This window comes from Bacteroides sp. ET71, from assembly GCF_023336905.1.
In the GTDB taxonomy this organism is placed as follows: Bacteria; Bacteroidota; Bacteroidia; order Bacteroidales; family Bacteroidaceae; genus Bacteroides.
In genome coordinates, this window is record NZ_JAMBLS010000025.1 from 1 (window position 1) to 24,863 (window position 24,863).

The window sequence follows — 24,863 nt, forward strand, 5'->3', positions numbered from 1 at the left end:
GCCTACCTTTGCTTCGCTTTTCCGGCAAGAATCATATGAATCAACCCCTATAATAAAAACTACTTATGAAACGATTTACCTATCTCCTCTTCCTCGTCCTGCTGGCCCTGTCAGCCCATGCCCAGCGGGCCAAGTACGTGTTCTTCTTCATCGGCGACGGCATGGGCCTGAACCAAGTGAACACCACCGAAATGTATCTGGGCGAACAGAACGGGCGCATCGGCACGCAGCCCCTCACCTTCGCCTCCTTCCCCGTAGCCGGCATGGCCACCACCTACTCAGCCACCAACTCCATCACCGACTCCGCCGCCGGAGGCACAGCCCTGGCCACAGGCTCGAAAACCTACAACGGAGCCATCGGCGTCGATCCCGACAAACAAACCCTGACCAGCGTGGCCGAACAAGCCAAACGCTCCGGACGCAAAGTAGGCGTCACCACCAGCGTCAGCATAGACCACGCCACACCCGCCTCCTTCTACGCCCACCAGCCCGACCGCGGCATGTACTACGAGATTGCCCAAGACATGCTCGCCGCCGGATTCGACTTCTATGCAGGCGGAGGATTCCTCAAACCCGACCGCACACACGACGGACGACAGGCACCCAGCATCTTCCCCCAGATTGAGCAAGCCGGATACACCCTGGCCCGTGGCGTGGACGAATACCAGGCCAAGCGCGACGCCGCCAGCAAGATGGTGCTGATTCAGAAAGAAGGAGCCGACCCCGCCAGCCTGCCCTATGCCATCGACCGCCGGCCAGGCGACCTCACACTGAAGCAAATCACCGAAAGCGCCATCGACTTCCTGACCCGGGACAACAACAAAGGCTTCTTCCTCATGGTCGAAGGAGGTAAAATAGACTGGGCCTGCCACAACAACGACGTAGCCACCGCCGTGAACGAAGTGATGGACCTGGACGAAGCCGTCAAAGTGGCCTACGACTTCTACCAGAAACACCCGAAGGAGACACTCATCGTCATCACCGCCGACCACGAGACCGGCGGCCTCGGCCTGGGACGCAGCGGCTATACATTGGCCCTGAAATCCCTCGCCAATCAGGACAACTCCCAAGAAATGCTTTCACGCGCCATCACCGACCTGCGCAAAGACAAAGCCCACAAAGCCACATGGGACGACGTGAAGGCCCTGCTGAGCCGGGAAATGGGCTTCTGGACAGAACTGCCCATCTCATGGGAACAAGAAAAGATGCTGCGCGACGTCTACGAAGAATCCTTCGTGCACAACCACGTGAAGTTTGCCGAAAGCATGTACGCCAAGACCGAACCCCTGGCAGCGGCTGCCCGCCAAGTGATGAGCCAGTTGGCCCTGGTGGGCTGGACATCGGGCGACCACACGGCCGAATACGTCCCCGTCTTTGCCATAGGCGCCGGCTCGCAGGCCTTCTCCGGCAAGATGGACAACACAGACATCCCCAAGCGCATTGCCAAGGCAGCAGGCTATAAATAACTCTTCCGTAGCGTAAAAAGAAAACACGGATAGCAGCGGGCATCGCCCAAAGTTCTTGCTATCCGTGTTTTTTATGCCCGATTTATTCCGAAACAGTAGCCAGCAGATGTCTTGCCAGCCACTGGGATGCCAAAGAGGCGGCAAAGGGAACATTGGCAGAAAACACATGGTCGTCGCCGGGGATTAACTGAAATTCGCTTTGCGGCATCACCTGCCGGAACCTCACTCCGTAAGTGTAGGGAACAACACGGTCGGCCTGTCCGTGAATGATGAAGGTGGGGCCATCGTATTGCGCCGCCGTCTCGTAGATGGGCAATTCGAGGGCCGATTGGATGAAGTCTCGTCCTAATTTGTGTCCCGAAGGCATGGTGATATATTCAGGGGCATGCCACGGGTCGTACATCACGCCCATCGTGTTTCCCCTCAAGGCATCGTCGCGCAACACGGCAGCCGGCGCCATCAGCACCAATGCTTGGATGAAGCGTCCGCTCAGTCTTCCGGCGGTCATGGCAGCCACCACCCCTCCTTGCGAATGTCCCACCAGGGCGATGCTGCCTGTGTGCGGCAGGTTGCGGACAAAAGCCACGGCAGCCAGTGCATCTTCAATCTCGTTGGGCACGGTCATGTTGACAAAATCCCCCTCACTCTGTCCGTGTCCGTTGAAGTCGAAGCGAAAGGCACCAATCCCTGCTTTTACCAGGTTGTCGGCTATGCAGCTCAACAAATACTCGTTCATCTGTCCGGTGAAACCATGGCAAATGACCACCACCGGACAGCGTTCTCCAGCCTTCAACGCAGGCAGTTGCAAGCGTGCAGCCAGCCGCCCCATAGAGCCTTTGATGTAGAATGTAGAATCTGTCTGTGCCGAAACAGCTATGCAGCATAGCGTCAGCAACAGGATTGCCGTTGTTTTTCTAAGTGATATCATGATCAGAACAATTTTCTGTAGAAGTCGGACAAGCACTTGCCGGTTCTGTCCGAAGTAATGCTTCTTTCCGGTAGAGGCAGCCAATTACAGTTTCGTCTCCCCCTCGATATAGTTTTCCAAAAAGAGATGCTCCCCGTCAAACACGGCATACGAGAAGAAGTTTATCCAGTCACCCAGAATCACGATGCGCGCCGTGCTACTCAGCATCAGGTCCAGCTCGATGTGCCGGTGCCCGTAGATGAAGAAATTAATGCCCGGATGCCCCTTCAAGTATTCTTTGGTGTAGAGCACCAGCGGCTCCTTGTCTTCACCCATATAGTCCGGGTCTTTGCCGTCGATGCGTTTCAGGCGGCTGTGCTTGGCCCACTGAAGCCCCAAGGCCACACTCCAGCGCGGGTGCAGGGCCGAGAACAAACGCTGCATCGTGTGGCTGTGAAACAACGTGCGCAACAACTTGAATCCCGTGTCCCGGTCGCCCAATCCGTCTCCATGCGCCAGGTAAAACTCCTTACCGCAGATTTCGGTAGTCATAGGCTCGCGGTGCAGGATGACGCCACATTCCGTCTCCAGGTAGTCGCCGCACCAGATGTCATGGTTGCCGATGAAGAAATGCACTTCCACGCCCAGGTCCGTCAGTTCCGACAGCTTGCCCAGAAAGCGCGTGTAACCCTTGGGCACGACGGTCTTGAACTCATACCAGAAGTCGAACATGTCGCCCAGCAGGTAGACGGCCGAAGCCTTGTGTTTGATACTGTCAAGGAAGTTGACCAATCGGCGCTCCTGTGTCCGCCTATGGTCGATGGCCAGCGAACCCAAGTGCGCATCGGAGAGGAAATAAACGTTCTTCATCATGCCATTTTATTTAGTTGCGAGCTACAAACTACTACTCGTCACTCGTATCTTGTATCTCGTATCTCGTCACTCGTACCTTGTCACTCATTTAAACAATTCGTCCAGGTATTCGTAGAAAGCCGGGTCTTCGCCCACCACAATCTTGGCAATGTTCCCTTCCGGGTCGATGACAATCTTCGTGGGATAACCCTCGATGGCATAGAGGGTGCTGACGTCGGGATTGCCCTCGTTACGCACATGCAGCCACGGCAATTCGTGCTTCTCGACGGCCTCCTTCCACTTCTCTTCCGTGTCGCGGCAGTCGATGCCCAGTATTTCCATCTTGCCCTTATACTTCTCGTAATACTTCTTCATCTCGGGGATGCCCTTGATGCACCAGCCGCACCAGCTTCCCCAGAAGTCCAGCACCACATACTTGCCGCGCAGCGAAGAGAGCGTCAGGTCTTTCCCCTGCAAGTCTTTCAGCGTGAAGTCCGGAGCCGTCTTGCCTTCGGCTACGTTCTCTTTGGCCTTGGCCTTTTCCTGTTCTTCCTTAATGATTTTGTCCAAGAATTGGTACATGGCAGCCAGCTTACCGTTCTTAGCCTTGTCGCCCAGCAGTTCCAGAGCTTCTTCTTGCTTCTCTCCGGTGCGCCATGCCAGAAAGACAGAAAGATCTTCATCGGGATGCTGGCGGATATATTCCAGACAACGACTGGCTGCCCGTTTCTCCAAATCCTCCAGAGGTGCGACCACTTTCATGATGGAATCTTGCGCCCCGCCTTCCTGCTGCATCTGCATGGCACGGTTGATAATGCTCTTGATGGAATCATTCAACGGCTTCATCTCCTCGTCCAGCTTGTTGTAGGCCGTATAGAAGTCCGAACCTGTTACCTGATATTCTTTCAAGTCTCCTTTCACCGTCAACTGGTCGCCGGAGAAAGCCAACAAGTCGATTCGCTTTGTCATGTCAAAAGGTTTGCCCGGTTCCGGCGTGGGAATGATGGTGACAGATATGGGCACCGTGTCGGGCTCGAGTTGCAGCTTGAAGCTCCCTTGCTGCAAGACCAGAGGGACTTCCACACTTTTGCTGTCAGAGAAGAGAGGTTCGCAGATGGCTCTCAACGTGTCGCTTTCCACGCCGGTCAGCGTACCCGTTATGGTTGTCTTCGTGTTCGATTGGCAGGCTCCCAACAAAACTGCCCCGGCCGCTAAGGCCCATGCAATGTTCTTTTTCATCTGTGATGTCGTTTAAAATGATACAATCTTTGGGTTTACAGGAAACCCAGCTCCAGCTTGGCTTCTTCGCTCATCATGTCCTTGTCCCATTCGGGTTCGAAAACCAAGTTGACCGTGGCGGCCTTTACACCGTCCACCGATTCGATTTTCTGTCGGACATCTTCCATGATGAACTCCGCTGCCGGGCAATTAGGAGCGGTCAGCGTCATGTCTATGGTCGCCTCGCCTTCGTCAGATACGTCTATCTTGTAAATCAGTCCCAAGTCATAGACATTGACCGGAATCTCGGGGTCATAGACCGTCTTCAGCATGGCGACAATCTTCTCTTCTATCTGGTATTTCTCCATATGTTGCACTTTTATTTGATTGGGCGACAAAGCTAAAGTTTTTTCCTGAGAATAACAAATATACGACGAAAATAGGCTTTCCGCTTCCCGGCCTCACAACCGCCCCTCGTCATTGAAGCTGTAGTAAGCCCCGTCGGTTACGATGACATGGTCCAGCAGCCGGATGTTCATCAGCCGCGCAGCATCACGCACGGCATGCGTCAGGTGGATGTCGTCCGTGCTCGGATGCACGTTGCCTGACGGATGGTTGTGTACCAGGGCCAGTTGGGTGGCGCGTTGCAACAGCGCCTCGCGCAAGATGGTGCGCACGTCGGCCGTCGTCTGGTCCAGCCCGCCCCGGCTGATGCGCACCTTGTCAATGACGCGCGCCGCCTGGTTGAGCAGCAGAATCCAGAACTCCTCCGTGGGCAGGTCGCACAACAGGGGATGGAACAGCTCGTAGATGTCGCTCGACGAACGCATGGCCGGGCGTTCCGGCTTCTCCTGCAAAGTACGCCGTTTGCCCAGCTCCAGCGCCGCCATCACGCTGATGCTCTTGGCCGGGCCCATGCCCTTGAACCGGGCGAAGTCCGCCACCTGCCACTTGCCCAACCGGTGCAGGTTGTTGTCCGCCGCAGCCAGGATGCGTTGCATCAGGCTTACGGCACTCTCTTCGGTATTGCCCGACCCGATGAGGATGGCCAGCAGTTCGGCGTCGCTCAGCGCCTCGGCGCCTTTTTGCATCATCTTCTCGCGCGGGCGGTCTTCCTCGGCCCATTGGTTGATGTTGAGTTTTTCCATGGTCTGAATCAGTATGTTGTCAATATTTATTCATATTTCCCCTTCTTTCTTCCGGTTTCCCGGCCGGAAGGGGAACGGTTCGTACCAAAGTCGTACCAAAGTCGTTCCAAGTTCGAGTGTATAGAAACGAACAAAGAACGTATTTGGAACGAATTTGTCCGCACGATGAATCCGCTTTTTTTACTTTCCGGCCACCGGGCGGTTATTGATAGAAATTTTTCTTGAACGCCTCAAACTCGGCTTTACCCCGCACGCAACGCCGCCACCAGGCGCGCCAGAATCCGCTGCCGTAGCCGATAAGTTGTACGTAGGCAGCGGCTATGGACAGCAGGCCGATGCGCAGGCTGCGGTTTTGCACCGCCGAGTCCAGGCAGACCAACAGGGCATAGAGCACCAGTGGCAGCGGGGAGTAGGGGCATACCGGGGTGCCGAGCAGCAACACGGCCGTGCCCAGCGTGAAGAGTGCCGGCAGGAGGTGGACAACCTTCAGCGAGTCGGGATATTTCTTGTAGAGGTTGATGCGCGCGATGCCCGAGTTGTGCACCTGCTTGAAGAATTTCCGCAGGTTGGTCCGCCGTTTGTGCCACACCCAGGCGTCGGGGAACAGGCGGCAGCGGTATCCGCCCCGGAAGATACGGATGCTGAAGTCGATGTCTTCGCCGAAACGCATCCGTGAGAAGCCGTCCAGGGCTTGGTAGACCTCGCGGCGCACGCCCATGTTGAAGCTGCGCGGGTAGAACTTGTCCATCTTCTTCCGTCCGCCCCGGATGCCTCCCGTGGTGAAAAACGACGTCATGGCGTAGTTGATAGCCTTTTGCATCGGAGTGAACGAGTCGTGTGCACGGTCGGGCCCGCCGAAGGCATCGCACGGTTCGCGCTGCAGTTCTGCTTCGATGGCTTCCAAATAGCCGGGTGGCACGATGACGTCCGAGTCGAGGATGAGCAGGTATTCGCCCCGGGCACGCTCGGCGGCGTAGTTGCGTGTCTGTCCCGGCCCGGAGTTGGGCTTGGTGTGGTAGTGCAGGTCGAGACGGCCGGCATAGCGTTCGGTCACTTCGCGGCAGGGCAGGGACGAACCGTCGTCCACCACGATGACCTCGAAGTCGCTGAACGACTGCGCCGTCAGGCTTTGCAAGAGTTCGTCCACTTCCTCCGGGCGGTTGTAGACGGGGATAAGGAAGGAATATTTCATACGGATGTCTGGCTTTGTTCCGTAGGCAAAGATAGTGTTTGATTGGGATAGTTGGTTCGGATGAACGCGATTTTTTGCGATTTCGCGGAGAAAGGAGGGGGTTAGGGAGCGTCATGGAGGGAGGCGGCAGCACTCCTGCGGGGGCTGTGCCCGCAGGAGACGCCGGGTGATGTGGTGAGGGAGGGTTCAGGGTGCTACGTCGATGATGATGCGGCGGTAGGCGGTAAGGCAAGGCGTTCCGCTGTCAGTGACCTCGCAAATCACGTGCAGTTGTTGTCCCTTGCTGTCGGTGGGCAGGCGGAAGGTGGTGCGTGCCGCATACGGCTCATAGATGGGTAGTGCCCCTCCATAAGTGCCGGCTTCGGGGAGCATCCACCAGTGGACGGTCAGTTTGTCTTTCTCCGGGTCGTACGACTGTGTGGCATCCAGCGTGATTTCTTCTCCCGCTTGGGCACTCAGGTGAATGGCTTCCAGTCCGTCCTGTCCGTTGACAATGGCTATCGGGTTGCGGTTGCCTTTGCCCTTGGCAGCCCAATCCATGCGGGCGGCAAAGTTGTTGAAGATGGCCGGGTAGAAGTGATGCCTTTCGTAGTGCTCCGAGCGGATTTTGACATTCCAGTTGCAGTTGGTGTAGCATTGGAGCGCTTTGTTGGGCGATGCTTCCCGTTTGAAGTATCCTCCCCAGCCTCCGTTGCCGGGTTGTTCGGGATCGCTCAGCCCGTTGGGCAGGATGTAGAGGAAAGACGGGGTGTCACCTTCTACGCCATATTTGAATTTGGGATAGATTTTTCCCAAGTGGCCGTGGTTTTGTATGTGCTCTTCGTAACTCGGCCAGTTTGTACTGCCTACATAGTTTTGCGAGATCCAGGCACTTTCGTCCCAGATGAAGAACAGGTCGTCCGGAAAGTTTTTCAGCATCCAACTGTGCGAACTGAGTTCGTATTGTTGGCCGCAGACATCCTGGTTGGTGATGGTGTAGACGCGCAGTTTGTGCAGGAAAGTCTTTAGGTCGGCCTCGCTTCGGGTCTGTTGGACTTGCCAGATGGCTTGTGCCAGGGTATTTCCGCCTCCCCAGACGGCCACCCACAGGGGGCGCGGGTCGGCTTCGTCGGCCAGTTTGATCAGGAAGTCGCTTCCGGCCGAATGGTTCTTTTCTCCCAACTGGGCCGTTCCCATGCCGGTACTGCCCATCATGGTGCGGCTGCGCAGGTAGTTGGCGCTGGGCCAGTAGCCTATGAATTGCTGGGACTCTTCCTGGTCAAGGGGGAGGAAATCGCGTTGTTTGGAGCGTTTCATCAGGTTGGGCAGGTCTTGTTCATAAGCGTTGATGACAGCTTGTGCGCTGTCTGCCCATTCCTGGGGGTAGAGCATGCCGCAGTTGTTCCATCCGCTGGTGGTGATGATGGCTTCTATTTCGAACAGGTCGGCGTGTGCCAGCAGGCGGATCATCGATTCCATGTCGTCGGGTTCGCGGTCGGCAGGGGCGATGTCTGTCAGCACCACCAGGCGGGGTTTCAGTGGTTGGTCATACGGACTGACGGAAGAGGCGGCATTGATTGTTTGGCTGAAAAGCAGGCAGGCAAGAACGGTCAGGTTCAGTGTTGTGATGAATTTCTTTTTCATGATGTTGGATTCTTTGAAATTATTAGTGCAAATATACGTATAAAAACTACATCAGTTGTCAGTTTTTTGACTAAAATGTGATGGATTTCGAGATTCATATGGTTCTGATGCACGCCGTGCTGATGTTTCATCTTTATGGGGTGACTTGTAGATAGTGGATGCCCCGTTTGGAGTTTTATATTGACAGGTATAACAGGGCAGAACTGGATAACTTGTCGGCCGGATGGATTACTTGTTTGTGTTATGCCTGTCGGTTGACTGTGCCTCCTCTGCGGTTGGTGTCGTTGGGCGAATTGCCTTCCGGGCGGTTGTAGACGGGGATAAGGAAGGAGTACTTCATACGGATGTCTGGCTTTGTTCCGTAGGCAAAGATAATGATTGCGGGGGACATTCGGTGCGCAGCGCGAACAATTTTTGCGTGTTTTGCAGGAAAAGAGAGAAAATGAAGCCCGAAAATTATGATTTTATTGAAATAATGTTTATATTTGCAAAAGAGAGTTCTGCATATTTATTACTATCTATCCATTCATACCCATGAAACGATTTTTTTTCTTGTTGTCAGTCCTGTTGCCGGGGCTGTTGTTTGCCAAGAACATCTCGGAGGAACAGGCGCGTCGTGTGGCTACTGCTTTCTGGCAATCCAGTCCGCAGACCCGGGGCGCATCGGCTGTCTCTTGGCAACTGGTGTTACAAAGTGAGAATTTGCCTACCCGTTCGGTTGCTTCGGCCCCCGCTTATTATGTCTACGACAATGTTTCGGGGCCGGGCTTCGTCATTGTGGCGGGCGATGATGTGGCCATGCCTGTGTTGGGCTACTCGTTCGAAAATGAATTTCCCTCGTCCGACTTCCTGCCTGTCAACGTGCTGGAGTGGCTCGACGGATTGCGTGAGGAAATCAATGCTGCCCGGCGGGAGTCTCTGAAGCCGTCAGGGGTTGTGGCACGGGCCTGGACGTCTACTTCGTCCGGGACACCCGTGGTCGAGATGGAGACGGCGTTGTGGAATCAAGACTCGCCTTATAACCAGCTCTGTCCCAGAATCAATGGCATAGCTACCTATACCGGCTGTACAGCCACGGCGATGGCCATTGTGATGCGTTATCATCAGTGGCCTGTGCAGGGCACGGGGACGTTGCCTGCTTATACCACGGATACGTATGGGCAGTTGGTGCCTGCGCAGGAGTTGGGGCATCCTTACGAGTGGAACCTCATGCCGTTGGACTACACCCACTCTACTACGCAACAGAACCAGGCCGTGGCCACGCTGATGCGCGACTGTGCCCTGGCATTGCAGTCGGATTTCGGGCCGTTGGGCAGTAGCGGTACGGGAGCTTACATTACGGACATTCCCGTACAACTGGCTTCCCACTTTGGCTATAGCCAGACGTCACGTTATGTGGTGCGCGATGCATATACCACAACGGAGTGGAACGACCTGATGCGCGAGGAGTTGGATGCCAGTCGTCCTGTCCTTTATTCCGGACATAATCCTGAAGGTGGTCATGCGTTTGTGTTAGACGGCTATGATACCGAGTCTTATTTTCGTGTCAACTGGGGCTGGGGAGGCCTTTGCAACGGATTTTACAAGCTTTCGGCCCTTGAACCGGAGGAACCGGGCATTGGCGGTTCTATGGGCCAGTATAATGAAGGACAGGTGGCGGTTATCGGCGTCCAGCGTGAAGATGGAAGCGAGGGAGTGGAAGAGTTGCGCTTCAGCTATTACGATAACCGGTATGGAGCAGCTTCGGGAGGCGCCGATTCACGCATATACAACGGCCTTGCCACAGACGAGCCTGTCCGTCAGAATGAACCTTTCGAATTGCATATAGGTTTCTTGTACAACAGCGGTACCGCTGCTTTTACGGGACAAATATTGGTGGCTGTGGCCGATAAAGAAGGGCAAATTGTGGAAGAACTGTATCAATTTGCAGCTCAAGAACTTCCGGTTAGTTTTGGTTTCCTCATTGACCAGAATGTTGTTGTCAGCCAACCCATAATGCCGGGGTATCGCATCCGGGCTTATTATAGCAGCGAACGTACTCCGGACTGGACCGTGGTGCGCGGCAACGATGAAGGAGGCTGTGTATGGGACTTGCTTTTGATGGATGAATATACCATCGAGCAGAGTACTTCGTTTACTTATAATAAGAACGACCGGATGATTCGTCTGACCGTGAAGCAGGGCGTTACGGCAACTTTGCGGGATGATGCCGGGACGGATTACAACAGTGTTTGCCAGGCAGACGGTACGGAAATCACCATCGACACCGCTCAATTGCCGGCCGGTTCGTACATCTTGGCCTTGCAGAAAGACAGCGAAGAGAAGGAATTGCGCTTCTCTGTCGGGGAGAACCGTTGAGAGTATACAGATAAATGAATGATAAAAAGAAAAAAGATTATGAAGAAATATAGTTTGATGTGGTTGGTTGTCCTGGCCGGGATATGGGCATCGTGCTCGGACAACAACGAAGAGCAGCGGACGCCGACTCCGAGCATCACTTTGGAAGGGGAGAGCACGCAACTGTTGTTCGGCACCTCCGGCGGAAGCCTGAGTGTATCTTTCGAGGCCAGCGTGGGTTGGACGGCGGATGTCGACCAGAGCTGGTGCCGGGTGTCTCCAGCTTCGGGGCAGGCCGGCCATGTTTCGGTGATGGTAACGGCAGACGAGAACGATACCTACGACGAGCGGAATGCCAAGCTGACGTTGGCAGCGGGCGGAGTGTCGAAGACGCTGGTGATTGTGCAGAAGCAGAAAGACGCGTTGACGGTTACTTCCAACCGTGTGGATGTGGACTCTGACGGAGGGGAAATAGCCGTGGAGATAAAGGCCAATGTCACTTTTGAATACGAGGTGGAAGAGGCTGCTTCGGAGTGGATTGTTCCCATAGAGACCAAGGCGCTCACCACAACGAATCTCCGTTTTAGCGTGGCGGCCAATGAGAACGCCGAGAAACGGGAAGGCCGTATTGTGGTGCGCAGCGGAGAGATGGAAGAGACGGTGACTGTCTATCAGGGCGGTTATACACCGACCTTGGTGCTGAGCCAAAATGAATATACGGTGAGCAGTGACGGCGAGGAAATCGTTATCGAGCTGAACACCAATTTGGACTATGAGATGATTTTGCCGGAAGAAGCTGACTGGATAAGCGAGCCTCCTACGCGTGCGCTGTCTACTTATACCCATCGCATCCAGGTGGCACCCAATGATACGTATGACTTGCGCGAGGCGGAAATCCATTTCATCAACCGTGAGGCGGAAATAGATGAAACGGTACACATCGTACAGGTGCAGAACGATGCCATTGTAGTGGCCCGTTTGTCGTATGAGGTGGTTGCGGAAGGTGAACGGCTGGATTTTACTGTTCAGTCGAACGTGGAGTTCTCGGTTTTGCTTTCAGAAGAATGGATTGAGCAAGTGCCGGTCACCCGTGCGCTTGAGGAAGTGCCTTTGAGCTTTACCGTCGAGGCCAATCCGGATCGGGAACCGCGTGAAGCCACGATAACCCTGAAGGCGGATAACGTGGAGCAAATCATTACGGTGCTGCAAGCTGGTCATCAGGAGACAAACCGTGTCAGCATAGTGTATAGCGGAGAACAGTTTACCGTTCCGCTAATCACGGGTGAATATTTCATGAATGCCTATATCTGGTGGGGGGATGATTCTGAGCGGGAGGCTTATCGCGAGGGAGCCGTGCATGCGTATGACGGCGCAGGTCCGCATACGGTTGTCATCGAGTCGGCCGGTGCTGAAGAAATTGCATTGCCCGACCTGGTGGGAGTTTCCGAGATAGATTTAAGCGAGTTCTGACCGTTTGTGGCTGGATAATTAAAAATCCGGATGCGTGATGAAAACGCATCCGGATTTATTTATGTTTAACTTCTTATGGAAAGGAGGGTGACTCTTCCCCGTTATGCCTTCACGCGGCTGACATAAGAGCCGTCGCGCGTGTCGATTTCGATGGTTTCGCCTTCGTTGATGAAGAGAGGCACGCGAACCGTTGCGCCCGATTCTACGGTGGCAGGTTTCAGTGTGTTGGTAGCAGTGTCGCCCTTCAGGCCCGGCTCGGTGTAGGTAATCTTCATTTGTACCTTCACGGGAACTTCGGCATAGAGCACGGTCTCAGTGGAAGCATCGGACACTACGTCTACCACCATGCCTTCCAGCAGGAAATCTACGCCGTTGATTTGGTCGTGGGCGATGGGGATTTGTTCGAACGTCTCCTGATTCATGAAGATATAGTCGTCGCCTTCTTTATAGAGGTATTGGTGGGGGCGGCGTTCTACGCGTACGTCTTCCAGCTTTTCACCGATGTTGAAGCGGCGCTCCAACACGTAGCCGTTGACCACGTCTTTCAGTTTGGTACGCATAAAAGTGTTGCCTTTACCGGGTTTTACATGCAGGAAGTCGATGCAGAAATAAAGTTTGCCGTCCATGCGGATGGCAGTTCCGATTTTAATGTCTTGGGCATTAATCATACGTTGTTCTATATTTATATTAGTAAAATCTTGTTGTAGCCTCTCTTTTCGGCTGCAAAAGTAATGCAAATCAATAAAAAACACAAAAGATTTGAGAGAAAATGAGTTAAGCACTTGGTTATTTTGAAAAAAGTCCCTACTTTTGCAGCCCGAATCAGCGAAAATAATAACATAAAAAGATACAACGATGAAAAGAACATTCCAACCCTCGAACAGAAAGAGAAGAAACAAACACGGATTCCGTGAAAGAATGGCTACTGCCAATGGCCGTCGCGTATTGGCTGCCCGTCGTGCCAAAGGCCGTAAGAAACTGACCGTTTCCGACGAATACAATGGCGTAAAGGCGTAAGCGGATAACCGCGTAGCATACAGAGCCGCCCGGTATCGCAATTTCTGCGATGCCGGGCGGCTCTATTTTTGCGTTAACCTAACGATAACGTGGCCTTAACCTAATGCCTGATGGGGATGCTCTATCTTTGCAATGTCAAAAGGACAAAGAAAGAGTAAAAACAAAAGTATAACCCCTTAAAAACATTACACGATTATGAAAACTTTAGTTATGTCATTTGTCATTGCAGCTACCGGTTTGTTCAACACTGTTTCCACAGGAAATGCCACCCAACGTTTTGCCTACAACACGGAAGAGGACGAGGATGCCCAGATTCAGTATGTATATAAGGTCACGGAAGACGGCCAATATCTCCGCCACCACCTGAAGTACCGTTGCACGTATGACGATGCCCACAGGCTTTTGACCAAGGAAATCCTTCGCTGGGACGACGCCTCAGCCCGGTATTGTCCTGCCTATGCCTTGCACTATGCTTACGAGGAAGATGCCGTCATTGTGGAGTGCGCCCGTTGGTGTGTCGAAGACCAGGCTTATACGGATGTCCGCGAGAAGGCAGTCTATGCTTCCGATGCCTACGGCCTGACCTACCAGGCTTATGAATACGATGCCGAAAGCGGTGCCTGGCAGTTGACCCATGAGCACGAGGCCGGAGCCTCGCTGCTGGCCGGGCGTTGATTTCCTTTAATAAAAAGGAAGAGGTTGCATCTGAATGGGGAAGACTGAGTACCTGTTCAGATGCAACCTCTGCTTTTTTAGAGTACTCTGCATGGATAAAAAGTACATTGCAGGCTTAAAATGTAAGTGCTTTGTTGGATAACAAAATCTATTTCTTACCTTTGTAAAATCACTAATCTGATAAAGACCATGAATGGAATACCTCGAAGTATAGTTCTTTTGCAAATTATAAAGAAGCATCTTGAACGCTATTTTTCCATGCCCGCTAATTCACGTCTCATACGGAGTACAGAACTGTATGATTTCCTGAAGAGACAGCCGGACTTTAGTCGGATGGTTGAGTCTAAATATGCGTTCAGCCGTTTCCTGCGGAAAATGCACGATGAGAATATCTTGAAGCAGGTCATTCCGAACGTGGAGGTTGATACGAGTAACAAATGTATGTATCAGTGGCGTTTTTATCCGCCCACGAAAACCAGGCAACGGCAGGCTGACCCAGAATCGGTCAAGGCTACTTTTCACCTGAGTAAGAGTATGTTTTTCTCCAAAGGAAAAATCTATAAAGCCAATAATGGAGTGATGGTGCGCTCCATGCAGGAAGTGCATATATTGAACCGATTGCTGCGGGAAGAGGTCTTCGACATCTATTATGAACGTCCGTTGTGTGCTGCAAGCAGTAAGAAGTTCCCTGATTTTACTATCCTGAATACAGCGACAAACGTCGTTTTCCATTGGGAGCATTTTGGCATGTTGGATAATCCTCGATATTGTGAATACATGGTGGACAAACTTGAATGGTACAAACGGGTCGGCTATAAGGGCATTGATGAAGGAGGCCGGCTGGCTGTTACCTGCTATGAAAATGAAAACCAGTTTATCACGAGTGTTGAAAATGTCATTGAAAGATTAAAGGAAATATCATAGCGCTGTTATTCCTATTTTTTATGCTATCTTTGTGCCCGTATAATCCAATTGCATTGACTGAATTATGACCCTAAAAGAATTCTTCTCTTTTCGCACCAACCGTTTCTTTTGGCTGAATATCCTGGCCATGCCTGTGGTGCTGATACTGCTGGTGTTTGCTACACTGAGGTGGTTGGACTCATACACGCATCACGGCGAGGCGGTTGTAGTGCCCGATGTGAAGCACAAGCCATTGTCCGAAGCTCAGAAGATTCTTTCTGCCCAAGGCTTGCAAAGCGTTGTGGCAGATTCTACTTATGTGAAAACGTTGCCGCCGGGCTGTGTTTTGGAATATAATCCGTCCATGAATCAAAAGGTGAAGCTGGGGCGTACCATTTATCTCACGGTCAATACGACCAACGTTCCTTTGGTGGATTTGCCCGATGTGGCGGATAACAGCTCCTTGCGTGAGGCAGAAGCACGCTTGTTGGCTGCTGGCTTCAAATTGATGCCTAACGATACGGTGCCTGGTGACAAAGACTGGGTGTATGGCGTGAAGTTTGAAGGACGTGTGCTGGGATTGAAAGAAAAAGTGCCTCAGGGTGCTTTCCTCACGATTGTGGTGGGGGATGGCTTGGTGTCTACTGAAGTGTTCCGTGACACATTGGCAACTGATTCTGTCAGTGAATCTCAGGAGGTGAAAGAAAGTGGTGCGGCCGATGAATCATGGTTCTGAAGAAATCGCGCTTTTCTCTTCTCTTTCATGTCTTATTTCCTTTTATTTTTCCTTAATGTTCTTCAGTGATAAAGATGGTTCAAGACGAGATATTGGATGACGAACTGGATGACTTGGAGCCTACCGCAAGCGATGCAGCCCAATTGTACGAGCATTTCCGCGTGGTGGTGGACAAAGGCCAGGAGATGGTGAGGGTAGACAAATACCTGTTCGACCGTATCCAGAATGCCTCGCGCAACCGTATCCAAAAGGCAGCCGATGCAGGTTTTGTGTTGGCCAATGGCAAGCCGGTGAAGTGCAGTTATAAGGTGAAGCCGTTGGATGTCATTACGCTCTCGATGGACCGCCCTCCCTATGAAAATGACATTGTTCCCGAAGATATTCCCTTGGACGTGGCGTATGAAGATGACGATGTAATCGTAGTCAACAAGCCTGCGGGTCTTGTCGTACATCCGGGGCATGGAAATTGGCACGGCACGCTGGTCAATGCTATTGCCTGGCACCTGAAGGACAATCCCCGTTATGATGCAAACGACCCGCACGTAGGTTTGGTACACCGTATTGATAAGGATACGTCTGGATTGCTTGTCGTGGCCAAGACACCCGAGGCCAAGACTTGCCTGGGCAACCAGTTCTTGCTTAAGACAACCCGTCGCCGCTATCGTGCCTTGGTGTGGGGCAATGTGGAGCAGGACGAAGGGACCATTGTTGCCAATATCGGTAGAGACCCGCGCGACCGTATGTTGATGACCGTCTTGCCCGAAGGGGAAGGCCGTCATGCTGTCACCCATTACCGGGTGCTGGAGCGCTTGGGTTATGTCACACTGGTAGAGTGCATCCTTGAGACCGGGCGCACGCACCAGATACGTGTCCACATGAAGCACATCGGACACACACTTTTCAACGACTTGCGATACGGTGGCCACGAGATTCTGCGCGGTACCCGTTTTGCCAAATATAAACAATTCGTAAACAATTGCTTCGACATTTGTCCACGGCAAGCCTTGCATGCCATGACGCTGGGTTTCAAACACCCCGTCACGGGCGAGGAAATGGATTTTACTACGCCCATTCCCCCTGATATGGCCGCCTTGATAGACAAATGGCGGGGCTACATCAGTAACAGAGACTTAGAATGAAACGTATCATTGCCATCGTGGCAGGAGGAGACACCTCCGAGTATGAAGTTTCCCTGCGCAGTGCGCAAGGCATTGAGTCCTTCTTAGACAAGGACAAGTATATTCCTTATATTGTCGTATTGCACGGCACGGACTGGCACGTGCAGTTGCCCGGCGGAGGTACGGCGCCTATTGACCGCAACGACTTCAGCTTTACTTATAACGGGCAAAAGACTTCTTTCGATTATGCTTATATCATCATCCACGGAACGCCGGGCGAAGACGGTCGTTTGCAAGGCTATTTCGACATGCTCCGCCTGCCCTACTCGGGTTGTGGCGTGCTGGCTTCGTCGCTTACCTACGACAAGTTTGTCTGCAACCAGTTCTTGAAAGGTTTCGGCGTGCGCATTGCCGACTCGTTGCTGTTGCGTCGCGGGCAAAGCATCTCGGACGAAGACGTGTTGCAGAAAATCGGTCTTCCCTGCTTTATCAAACCCAACCTGGGCGGTTCCAGTTTCGGCGTGACCAAGGTGAAGACACCGGCTCAGATTCAGCCTGCCATTGCCAAGGCTTTTGCCGAGGCGCCCGAAGTGCTCGTCGAAGCATTTATGCAAGGGACGGAGATTACCTGCGGCTGTTATAAGACAGGACGCAGTGCAGCCGTTTTCCCCATCACCGAGGTGGTGTCGCACCACGAGTATTTCGACTATGATGCCAAGTATTGCGGCGATTCGGACGAGATTACTCCGGCCCGCATCCCCGACGAGTTGCGCGACCGCGTGCAGAAACTTACTTCTGCCATCTATGACATCGTGGGAGCCAAGGGCATCATCCGTGTGGACTACATCATCACCGAAGGGACGAAAATCAATCTGCTGGAGGTGAACACCACGCCCGGCATGACGGCAACCAGCTTTATTCCCCAGCAGGTGCGTGCCGCCGGCCTGGAATTGAAGCATGTGTTGACAGACATCATAGAAGACAGTTTCCTTTAACCAAACTAAATCCATCTGCCATGAACGAAGAATTTGATGAAATCAGACCTTATTACGACGAGGAACTCCCCGCCGTCTACGACGAACTGATTGCCGACCCGGCTTTCCGCCAAGTGGTTCAGCTTGCATTGCCCGGTATTCCTTTTGAGATGCTGGCTGCCAAGATGCGTACGTGCAAGACCAAGCTGGATTTTCAAGTGAGCTTTTGCTATGATTTCTTGAAGAAAATCATTAAAGAAACGACGCAGGGCGTGACACTGAACAACGAGGCGCAGGGTACTCCCGACGGACGGGCCTTCACTTACGTGTCCAACCACCGCGACATCGTGCTCGACTCCGGTTTCTTGTCTTTGATGCTGGTAGAGCAGGGGCAGGACACGGTGGAGATTGCCATTGGAGACAATCTGCTGATATACCCTTGGATTAAGAAGCTGGTGCGCATCAACAAATCGTTTATCGTGCAGCGGGCATTGTCCATGCGGCAGATGCTGGAGTCTTCTGCGCGGATGTCACGCTACATGCACCATACCATCTGTGACAAACATCAGTCTATCTGGATTGCCCAGCGCGAAGGGCGTGCAAAGGACTCGAACGACCGGACGCAGGAAAGTATTCTGAAGATGTTTGCCATGGCAGGTGAGGGAGACATTGTCAGCCGCCTGAAAGAGATGAATATCGTGCCGCTGGCCATTTCCTATGAATATGACCCGTGCGACTTCCTCAAAGCGAAAGAATTCCAGCAAAAGCGTGACAACCCTGACTATAAGAAAACGACGGCCGATGATTTGCTGAACATGCAGACGGGCTTGATGGGCTATAAGGGGCGCGTGCACTTGTGTACGGCGGAATGTCTTACTAAGCAGTTGGACGAGTTGGACCGTTCGCTGCCCAAGCAGGAACTCTTTGTGCGGGTGGCCGAGCTGGTGGACAAGGGTATCTTTGCCAACTATCGCCTGTACCCCAACAACTACGTGGCCGCCGACTTGCTGGAAGGAAGCAACCATTTTGCCGCGCATTACACGCTGGAGGACAAGCAACGCTTCTCCGACTATGTGGACGGCCAGTTGGCCCGTATCGACTTGCCGGACAAGGACGAACCCTTCTTGCGCGAGAAACTTCTGCTGATGTATGCCAATCCTTTGCGTAATCAACTAAGTGTGTAATCGGATGAAGAAAGACTGTTACAGCATCCGATGGCACGTTCTGTCGCTCCTTTTCCTGTTGCTGGGTGCGTCGTGCGGCGACGATGACTACCATTATCCCGACATCAGCCAGGACTATCTGACGGCGCAGAGCGGTGCAGATGGCCGGTTGGAAACGGTGACGGATGATGACGGTGTGACTTTGCCCGTGCTGAACAGCGTGTCTGCACCCGGTCAGGCGGCCGACACCACGTTGCGCATTGTGGCCAATTACGCCCGCGAAGAGGCGGCCGACGGTAGCCTGGGTGCCCGTCTGTATGCTGCCCAGACTGCGGTGTCGCCTGTGCCTCTTCCTGCCGAATCTTTCGAGGAGGGAGTGAAGAACGACCCCGCTTCGGTGTTGAGCATCTGGCTGGGTCTGGATTACCTGAACGTGGTGTTGGAAATCAAGACGGGAGGAGGCAGCCATGCCTTTCATTTTGTGGAAGACCGGGTGGAGGACCTGGACGGCGGAACCCGTCGCGAAGTGGATGTGACGCTTTATCACGATGCTGCCGACGACCCGCAGTATTACACGCGCCGCGCCTATCTGTCCGTTCCGCTCTGGCCTTACGTTGCTGACGGGGTAGAGACGTTGGGCATCCGTTTCAACCTGTGCAACTATAACGGCGAGACGGAGACTTATGGCTTTGATTATCGCGTCCGCTAAGGCGTCGGGCAGCTTGCGGACAGGGGACGTGCTTTGTCCGAACAACGGCCTTGTCTCTTCCGGGCGAGGGCCGCGCTTCGTCCGCGTGGCGGGTGCGCTTCTTGCCCGTCGCCCGTAAAACTGTGCCGGACTATGCCTTTCCGGCTATGGGTATGAGACGGGGCACTGAACAGGAAATTTGTTTTAATATGATTCGAATGATAAAAATGAACTTGGCTATCGTGGGATTTCTTTTCCCCTTTTTTTGCTCGTGCCAACAGCAGGACCAGCCTTATAAGAGCCTTCCGGTGGATGATTTTTGTGCCGTCATTGCCGACCCAGAGGTGCAACGCCTCGATGTGCGTACCATGGCCGAGTATTCCGAAGGTCACATTGCCGGGAGCCTTAACATTAACGTCTTGGATGAGCAGTTTGCCGTCATGGCCGATTCTTTGCTGAGCAAAGACCATCCCGTGGCTCTTTATTGCCGTAGCGGCAAGCGCAGCAAGAAGGCTGCCGAGATGCTGGGCAAGGCCGGTTACGAAGTTTTCGAGCTGGAAAGCGGCTTCAACGGTTGGCAGCAGGCGGGGCAGCCGGTGGAAAAGTAGCAGGCTTACTCCAGCAGGATGCGTTTCACTTCTACGGCCCGATTCAGGAAGAGCGAGGCCGATTCGGCAAACTTCTCTTCGGCTTCCGTGGTCAGGTAGCGGCACGTGGCGCCTCGCGTACAGCGGGCGTCCATTTCGGGGTGGCGGCGGAGGTAGTCCTTCAGACTGTCGGCCACAAGCTCTCCTTGCGTCACGATGTGTACCCGGCGGGGCATGTAGTGCCGAATCTTCTGCAACAGCAGCGGGTAGTGCGTACAGCCCAGGATGGCGGTGTCGATGCGTTCGTCCTTCCGGAGTAACTCGTCGATGTACTTTTGTACGAAATAGTCGGCGCCGGGGCCGTGTGCCTCGTCATTCTCTACCAGCGGCACCCACATGGGGCATGCCTGCCCGTAGACGGTGATGTCGGGGAAGAGTTTGTGAATCTCCATCGGATAGGATTCGGATTTGATGGTTCCCGACGTGGCCAGCACGCCGACGTGGCGCGTCTGTGTGACAGCACCTATGCTTTCCACCGTGGGGCGTATCACCCCCAGCACGCGGCGCGAAGCGTCCATCCGGGGCAGGTCGTTCATCTGTATGCTGCGCAGCGCCTTGGCCGAAGCCGTGTTGCAGGCCAGTATGACCAGCGGACATCCCATTTCGAAAAGACGAACCACGGCCTGGCGGGTAAATTCGTACACGATTTCGAACGAGCGTGTCCCGTAGGGGGTGCGGGCGTTGTCACCCAGATAGATGTAGTCGTAGGCGGGGAGTGTTTCGCGGATTTGCCGCAAGATGGTCAGTCCTCCGTAGCCGGAGTCGAACACCCCGATGGGGCCGGGAAGGGAAGGGAAATGTGGCATGTAGAAAAAGAAAAGCCTCTCTGCCGGCTTCCTCTCAAGGGGAAAGCAACGGCGGAGAGGCGTTAAAGATTTTTGTGTGAAGTTATTTGATGCCCAGTTGAGCTTTGACTTTGGCGGTCACATCGATGCTTTCTTTGCCGATGTATGCCACGGGTGTGCGGGCCACGTCGAAGATGTAGACCACGCCTTCAGCCTGTCCCACTGCCTGTACGGCGGCGTCCAGCTTCTGCATGATGGGGGTCATGGCGTCTTGTTGTGCCTTCTGCATGGACTGTTGTGCTTCCTGCTGGAACTGCTGCTGGCGCTGGGCCATGTCTTGCAATTCCTTTTGGCGGCGTTCTGCTATGTTCTGAGGCAGTGAGTCGGCTTGTGCCAGAAACTCCTGGTACTTCTTGTTGAACTCTTCTTCTGTTCTTTGCATCTCGTCCTGATACTGTTTGGCCATAGCGTCAAGGTCGGCTTGTGCTTTGGTGAATTCAGGCATTACGGTGATGACCTCTTGCGAATTCATGTGGGCGAATTTTGTTTGCGCCATCACTGCCAAAGGCAGGGCAAACATTGCAGCAATAAGTGCGATTTTCTTTAGCATACTCTTTATTTATTTGAATGATTAATTGTTACGTGGTGCAAATATAACACAAAGCCCTGCAACGGCAAAGCAGGGTGTGCTTATTTTTACTAAAAACGTTCCTTACGGCAGGTGTCCGGCTCAGTTGGCATAGTCCAACCGTGCCAGTACCTCGTCGCTGATGTCTATCTCGGGCGAGGCAAAAATGATGCTGCTTGCCGAAGCCCGGTCTGTGACGACGGCGTAACCTTTCTCCGTAGCAATCTCCTTGACGGCGTTGTAGACGGCATCCTGCAAGGGACGCATCAGTTCTTCTTGCAGCTTGGCCAGCTCTCCGCCCGGCCCGAAATAGTGGCGGCGCAGTTCGGCGATTTCTGTTTCTTTGTTCACAATGGCCTTTTCTTTGGCCGTGCGTTGGTCATCGGTCAGCGATGAGGCCGTTTTCTGGTAACTCTCGTACATGGATTTGGCTTCCTCCGCCAACTTCTCCACTTCGTCTTGCCATTGCTTGGACGATTGTTCAATCTCTTGGTTCGCGCTTTCGTAGGCAGGGATGTGCTGCATGATGTATTCCATGTCTATCAGGGCGAAGCGTTGCGCTTGTGCCGTCAGGCTGGCTGCGAATAGCGCACAGGCAATTAAAAAGCTTTTTTTCATAACTTGAGTATGGGTTAAGTGTGTCCGTTAAAATTCTTGTCCCAGGATGAAGTGGAACTGGCTGCCGCCGTATTCGCGGCTTCCATAGACGCGGTCGAAACCATACGCCCAGTCGATACCCATCATGCCAATCATCGGGAGGAAGATGCGCACACCGACACCGGCCGAGCGCTTCAGGTCGAACGGGTTGAAGTCGCCCACCTCTTGCCAGGCATTACCGGCCTCGACGAAGGTCAGGGCGTAAATGCTGGTGCTGGTCTCCAACATCAACGGATAGCGCAGCTCGATGCCCAAGCGTGCGTAGGCGTAGCCTTCACGGCCGTAGCTGGACAGAGAGCCGTTTTCATATCCGCGCAGAGCGATGGTTTCCGTGCCATAGGTAGAATAACCGGTCATGCCGTCACCACCCACTTCGAACGTGCCGAAGGGCGATTTCTTGTATTTGTTGTAGTGTCCCAGCAATCCGAAGTCTACGCGTCCCATGATAACGGGCGTACGCTTCACGGTGTACGGGTCGAGCAACGGTATATAGACTTTCGATTTGAATTTCCATTTGTGGTATTCCACCCACTTCTGCATGGCGTTGATGTCTTCCTGGTTATTCTGGTCGTACTGGCTGTAATCCTTACCGTCGAACAGCGAGTAGGGAGGCGTGAGCTGCAAGGACAGCGAGAACTCCGAACCCGTACGCGGATAGATGGGGTTGTCAATAGAACTGCGCGACAGCGTGAGGTTCAGGCTCAGGTCGTTGCAGTTGCCGTTCGTCACCATAAAGTATTGCCAGTCGCGCAAGATGTAGCGTTGGTACGACAACTCTGCGGTGAACTGGAAGTAGTCGTCCGGCCACTTCAAGCGCTTACCGTACATCACGGCCAGTCCGAACATTTGCACAGACTTGTCCGGGTCGTAGTAGTTCTCGTAGTTCAAGTAGTTGCCATAATTGTACATGCCGTAGCCGTACATGCCGCTGTAATAGCTGTTGTAGAAGTTGTTGTACAGCGCGTCGTTATAGTATTGGCTGCTGATGTCGGTCTGTCTCGAATAGAATGCCGAGACGGAGAACGCGTTCGGGCGCTTGCCTCCGAACCAGGGGTCGTAGAACGAGATACTGTACGACTGGTAATAGCGTGCATTGGTCTGTCCGCTGATGGTCAACGTCTGTCCGTCGCCCTGCGGCAAGATGCCTCGGTAGTTCTCGCCCGGATGCAGCAGATTGGCCAGGGAGAAGTTCGTGAACTTCAGGCTCAGCTTTCCGATGATACCCGTCTGTCCCCAACCGGCGGAGAACTCCACTTGGTCGTTGGCCTTGGACACCAATTGATAGTCAATGTCCACCGTCCCATCTTCAGGGCGCGGCTGTACGTCCGGGTTGATTTGTTCCGGGTCGAAGTGTCCCATCTGGGCAATTTCACGGTACGAACGCATCAAGTCTTCACGGCTGAACAACTGTCCGGGGCGCGTGCGCAGTTCGCGTCGTACCACGTTCTCATACAAACGGTCGTTTCCGCTGATCATCACCTTGTTGATAGTGGCCTGCCGTCCTTCGTAGATGCGCATCTCCAAGTCAATGGAGTCGCCCACTATATTTACTTCCACAGGGTCGAGGCTGTAAAACAAATAACCGTTGTTCCAGTACAAGTTGCCTATGGCATCTTCGTCGTTAGTGAGGCGGTCGTTCAACAGCTTCTGGTTGTAGACGTCACCTTTCTTCATCTGCAACATATAGTCCAGTTGGTCGGAAGAATATTGCGTGTTGCCCACCCAGGTAATGTTGCGCAAGTAGTATTTTTGCCCCTCTTCTATCCGCATAAAGACGTTCACCGTGCGGTCGTCATAAGGGCTGACGCTGTCTTCTACAATCATGGCGTCGCGGTAACCCAATTCGTTATACTTGTCGATGATGAGCTGTTTGTCGGCTTCGTAATTCTCCTCCACGAATTTCTTCGTGCGGAACAGGTTGCGGAGTTTGCCCTTCTCATTGGTCTTTTTCATCACACGTTTCAGCTTCTTGGTCGTCAAAGCCTTGTTGCCGACAATCTCGATATGATGCACCTTGACTTTCTCCTTCTTATCTATCTGGATGTCTACGATGACCTGGTTCTTGTTGGCCGGATCGTCTTTCTGGTTGATGAAGACCTCCGCATTCTTAAAGCCCTTGTCGTCAAAGTAACGTTTGATAAGCGTTTCTGCACGGTCTACTATATTCGGGGTGATTTGTCCTCCTTTAATCATGCCGATTCTTTCTTCCAGGTCCTGGCGTTCCGATTTTTTCACTCCGGAATAATGAATGTCGGACACGCGGGGCCGCATGGTCAAATGAATGGTTAGCCAAACCTTCCCGTTTTCTTCTTTGTCGTCGGTGATGCTGACGTCCGAGAATAAGCCGTGGTGCCAGTAGCGCTTACAAGCTTGCGTGATTTCTTCTCCCGGTATCGAGATAGTTTGTCCTTTAGACAAACCGGACAATCCTATAATAACGTAGTCTTCGTAGTTATCTGCTCCTTCTACCTTAATATCTGCGATTTCGAACTTCTTAGGCGTACCGGAATACAAAATTACCGGCGTCTCTGTTTGCGCACTGTCTGTTGCAACTTCCTGGGCAAGTCCTTTAATCGTGCTGGCAAACAAGCCAAAAACTACTATAACTATGGCGAAAATACGTTCGTGCATCTTTTTGTTCTCTATTTTATTATAGTCG

At 53.2% G+C, this 24,863-nt stretch carries 24 protein-coding genes; 12 read left to right on the plus strand and 12 right to left on the minus strand.

The genetic code is table 11. The annotated features are described in order from the left end of the window. Nucleotides 1-65: 65 nt before the first annotated feature. Nucleotides 66-1,466 (plus strand): alkaline phosphatase, encoded by a 1,401-nt coding sequence (locus M3090_RS11835; protein ID WP_249056486.1) that lies wholly within the window; start codon nucleotides 66-68, stop codon nucleotides 1,464-1,466. Between the two features lie 82 nt (nucleotides 1,467-1,548). Here M3090_RS11835 and M3090_RS11840 read toward each other — a convergent pair whose 3' ends face one another. The 7 genes from M3090_RS11840 to M3090_RS11870 form a co-directional block, all read right to left on the minus strand. Further along, the gene (locus M3090_RS11840) at nucleotides 1,549-2,394 is read right to left on the minus strand and encodes an alpha/beta hydrolase (protein ID WP_249056489.1); all 846 of its coding nucleotides are present in this window, start codon (nucleotides 2,392-2,394) and stop codon (nucleotides 1,549-1,551) included. Nucleotides 2,395-2,478: 84 nt separating this feature from the next. Next, on the minus strand, nucleotides 2,479-3,243 hold the full coding sequence (locus M3090_RS11845) for a UDP-2,3-diacylglucosamine diphosphatase (protein WP_249056575.1): 765 nt from the start codon (nucleotides 3,241-3,243) through the stop codon (nucleotides 2,479-2,481). 87 nt (nucleotides 3,244-3,330) lie between these two features. After that, a complete protein-coding gene (locus M3090_RS11850; RefSeq protein ID WP_249056492.1) occupies nucleotides 3,331-4,464 on the minus strand; it encodes a peroxiredoxin family protein in 1,134 nt (377 codons plus the stop codon). 35 nt (nucleotides 4,465-4,499) lie between these two features. Beyond that, a complete protein-coding gene (locus tag M3090_RS11855) occupies nucleotides 4,500-4,811 on the minus strand; it encodes a metal-sulfur cluster assembly factor (RefSeq protein ID WP_249056494.1) in 312 nt (103 codons plus the stop codon). A 93-nt stretch (nucleotides 4,812-4,904) separates the two neighbouring features. Then, nucleotides 4,905-5,591: a RadC family protein gene (radC, locus tag M3090_RS11860; protein WP_249056497.1), complete on the minus strand. Its 687-nt coding sequence runs from the start codon at nucleotides 5,589-5,591 to the stop codon at nucleotides 4,905-4,907. 202 nt (nucleotides 5,592-5,793) lie between these two features. Next, nucleotides 5,794-6,783, minus strand: coding sequence for a glycosyltransferase (locus tag M3090_RS11865; RefSeq protein ID WP_249056500.1), 990 nt, complete (start codon nucleotides 6,781-6,783; stop codon nucleotides 5,794-5,796). Nucleotides 6,784-6,969: 186 nt separating this feature from the next. Further along, nucleotides 6,970-8,406, minus strand: coding sequence for a DUF1593 domain-containing protein (locus tag M3090_RS11870; protein WP_249056502.1), 1,437 nt, complete (start codon nucleotides 8,404-8,406; stop codon nucleotides 6,970-6,972). A 534-nt stretch (nucleotides 8,407-8,940) separates the two neighbouring features. Here M3090_RS11870 and M3090_RS11875 point away from each other — a divergent pair. Further along, complete coding sequence (locus tag M3090_RS11875; protein WP_249056504.1) at nucleotides 8,941-10,764, plus strand: C10 family peptidase; 1,824 nt, start codon at nucleotides 8,941-8,943, stop codon at nucleotides 10,762-10,764. Nucleotides 10,765-10,803: 39 nt separating this feature from the next. Continuing rightward, nucleotides 10,804-12,213: a BACON domain-containing protein gene (locus M3090_RS11880; protein WP_249056506.1), complete on the plus strand. Its 1,410-nt coding sequence runs from the start codon at nucleotides 10,804-10,806 to the stop codon at nucleotides 12,211-12,213. A gap of 101 nt (nucleotides 12,214-12,314) precedes the next feature. Here M3090_RS11880 and efp read toward each other — a convergent pair whose 3' ends face one another. After that, nucleotides 12,315-12,881, minus strand: a complete 567-nt coding sequence (efp, locus tag M3090_RS11885; RefSeq protein WP_249056508.1) for an elongation factor P — start codon at nucleotides 12,879-12,881, stop codon at nucleotides 12,315-12,317. 187 nt (nucleotides 12,882-13,068) lie between these two features. On the opposite strand from efp, the gene rpmH reads away from it, so the two are divergent. The 9 genes from rpmH to M3090_RS11930 all read left to right on the plus strand — a co-directional run bounded on the left by rpmH (nucleotide 13,069) and on the right by M3090_RS11930 (nucleotide 20,095). Next, a complete protein-coding gene (gene rpmH, locus M3090_RS11890; protein WP_007564314.1) occupies nucleotides 13,069-13,230 on the plus strand; it encodes a 50S ribosomal protein L34 in 162 nt (53 codons plus the stop codon). A gap of 192 nt (nucleotides 13,231-13,422) precedes the next feature. Then, nucleotides 13,423-13,905, plus strand: coding sequence for a DUF3836 domain-containing protein (locus tag M3090_RS11895; protein ID WP_317239246.1), 483 nt, complete (start codon nucleotides 13,423-13,425; stop codon nucleotides 13,903-13,905). A gap of 258 nt (nucleotides 13,906-14,163) precedes the next feature. Next, nucleotides 14,164-14,829, plus strand: a complete 666-nt coding sequence (locus M3090_RS11900; RefSeq protein ID WP_249056512.1) for a hypothetical protein — start codon at nucleotides 14,164-14,166, stop codon at nucleotides 14,827-14,829. 64 nt (nucleotides 14,830-14,893) lie between these two features. Beyond that, a complete protein-coding gene (locus tag M3090_RS11905) occupies nucleotides 14,894-15,544 on the plus strand; it encodes a PASTA domain-containing protein (RefSeq protein WP_249056514.1) in 651 nt (216 codons plus the stop codon). Nucleotides 15,545-15,618: 74 nt separating this feature from the next. Further along, complete coding sequence (locus M3090_RS11910) at nucleotides 15,619-16,683, plus strand: RluA family pseudouridine synthase (RefSeq protein WP_249056516.1); 1,065 nt, start codon at nucleotides 15,619-15,621, stop codon at nucleotides 16,681-16,683. Then, nucleotides 16,680-17,657 (plus strand): D-alanine--D-alanine ligase, encoded by a 978-nt coding sequence (locus tag M3090_RS11915; RefSeq protein WP_249056518.1) that lies wholly within the window; start codon nucleotides 16,680-16,682, stop codon nucleotides 17,655-17,657. Before M3090_RS11910 ends, M3090_RS11915 begins: the two co-directional genes overlap by 4 nt. Before the next feature lie 20 nt (nucleotides 17,658-17,677). After that, a complete protein-coding gene (locus M3090_RS11920) occupies nucleotides 17,678-18,820 on the plus strand; it encodes a 1-acyl-sn-glycerol-3-phosphate acyltransferase (protein ID WP_249056520.1) in 1,143 nt (380 codons plus the stop codon). Between the two features lie 4 nt (nucleotides 18,821-18,824). Further along, the gene (locus M3090_RS11925; RefSeq protein WP_249056521.1) at nucleotides 18,825-19,508 is read left to right on the plus strand and encodes a hypothetical protein; all 684 of its coding nucleotides are present in this window, start codon (nucleotides 18,825-18,827) and stop codon (nucleotides 19,506-19,508) included. A 197-nt stretch (nucleotides 19,509-19,705) separates the two neighbouring features. Continuing rightward, the gene (locus M3090_RS11930) at nucleotides 19,706-20,095 is read left to right on the plus strand and encodes a rhodanese-like domain-containing protein (protein WP_249056523.1); all 390 of its coding nucleotides are present in this window, start codon (nucleotides 19,706-19,708) and stop codon (nucleotides 20,093-20,095) included. A gap of 5 nt (nucleotides 20,096-20,100) precedes the next feature. Here the strand turns inward: M3090_RS11930 and murI are convergent, their stop codons facing one another. From murI to bamA, 4 genes are all read right to left on the minus strand, one after another. Further along, nucleotides 20,101-20,940 (minus strand): glutamate racemase, encoded by an 840-nt coding sequence (gene murI, locus M3090_RS11935; RefSeq protein WP_249056526.1) that lies wholly within the window; start codon nucleotides 20,938-20,940, stop codon nucleotides 20,101-20,103. Nucleotides 20,941-21,022: 82 nt separating this feature from the next. Next, complete coding sequence (locus tag M3090_RS11940) at nucleotides 21,023-21,529, minus strand: OmpH family outer membrane protein (RefSeq protein ID WP_249056528.1); 507 nt, start codon at nucleotides 21,527-21,529, stop codon at nucleotides 21,023-21,025. A 120-nt stretch (nucleotides 21,530-21,649) separates the two neighbouring features. Then, nucleotides 21,650-22,165 carry an OmpH family outer membrane protein gene (locus M3090_RS11945; protein ID WP_249056530.1) on the minus strand — a complete coding sequence of 172 codons (516 nt, stop codon included), beginning with the start codon at nucleotides 22,163-22,165 and terminating at the stop codon, nucleotides 21,650-21,652. A 27-nt stretch (nucleotides 22,166-22,192) separates the two neighbouring features. Beyond that, entirely contained in the window at nucleotides 22,193-24,835 is a 2,643-nt protein-coding gene (bamA, locus tag M3090_RS11950) for an outer membrane protein assembly factor BamA (RefSeq protein WP_249056532.1), read from the minus strand. Nucleotides 24,836-24,863: the final 28 nt, after the last annotated feature.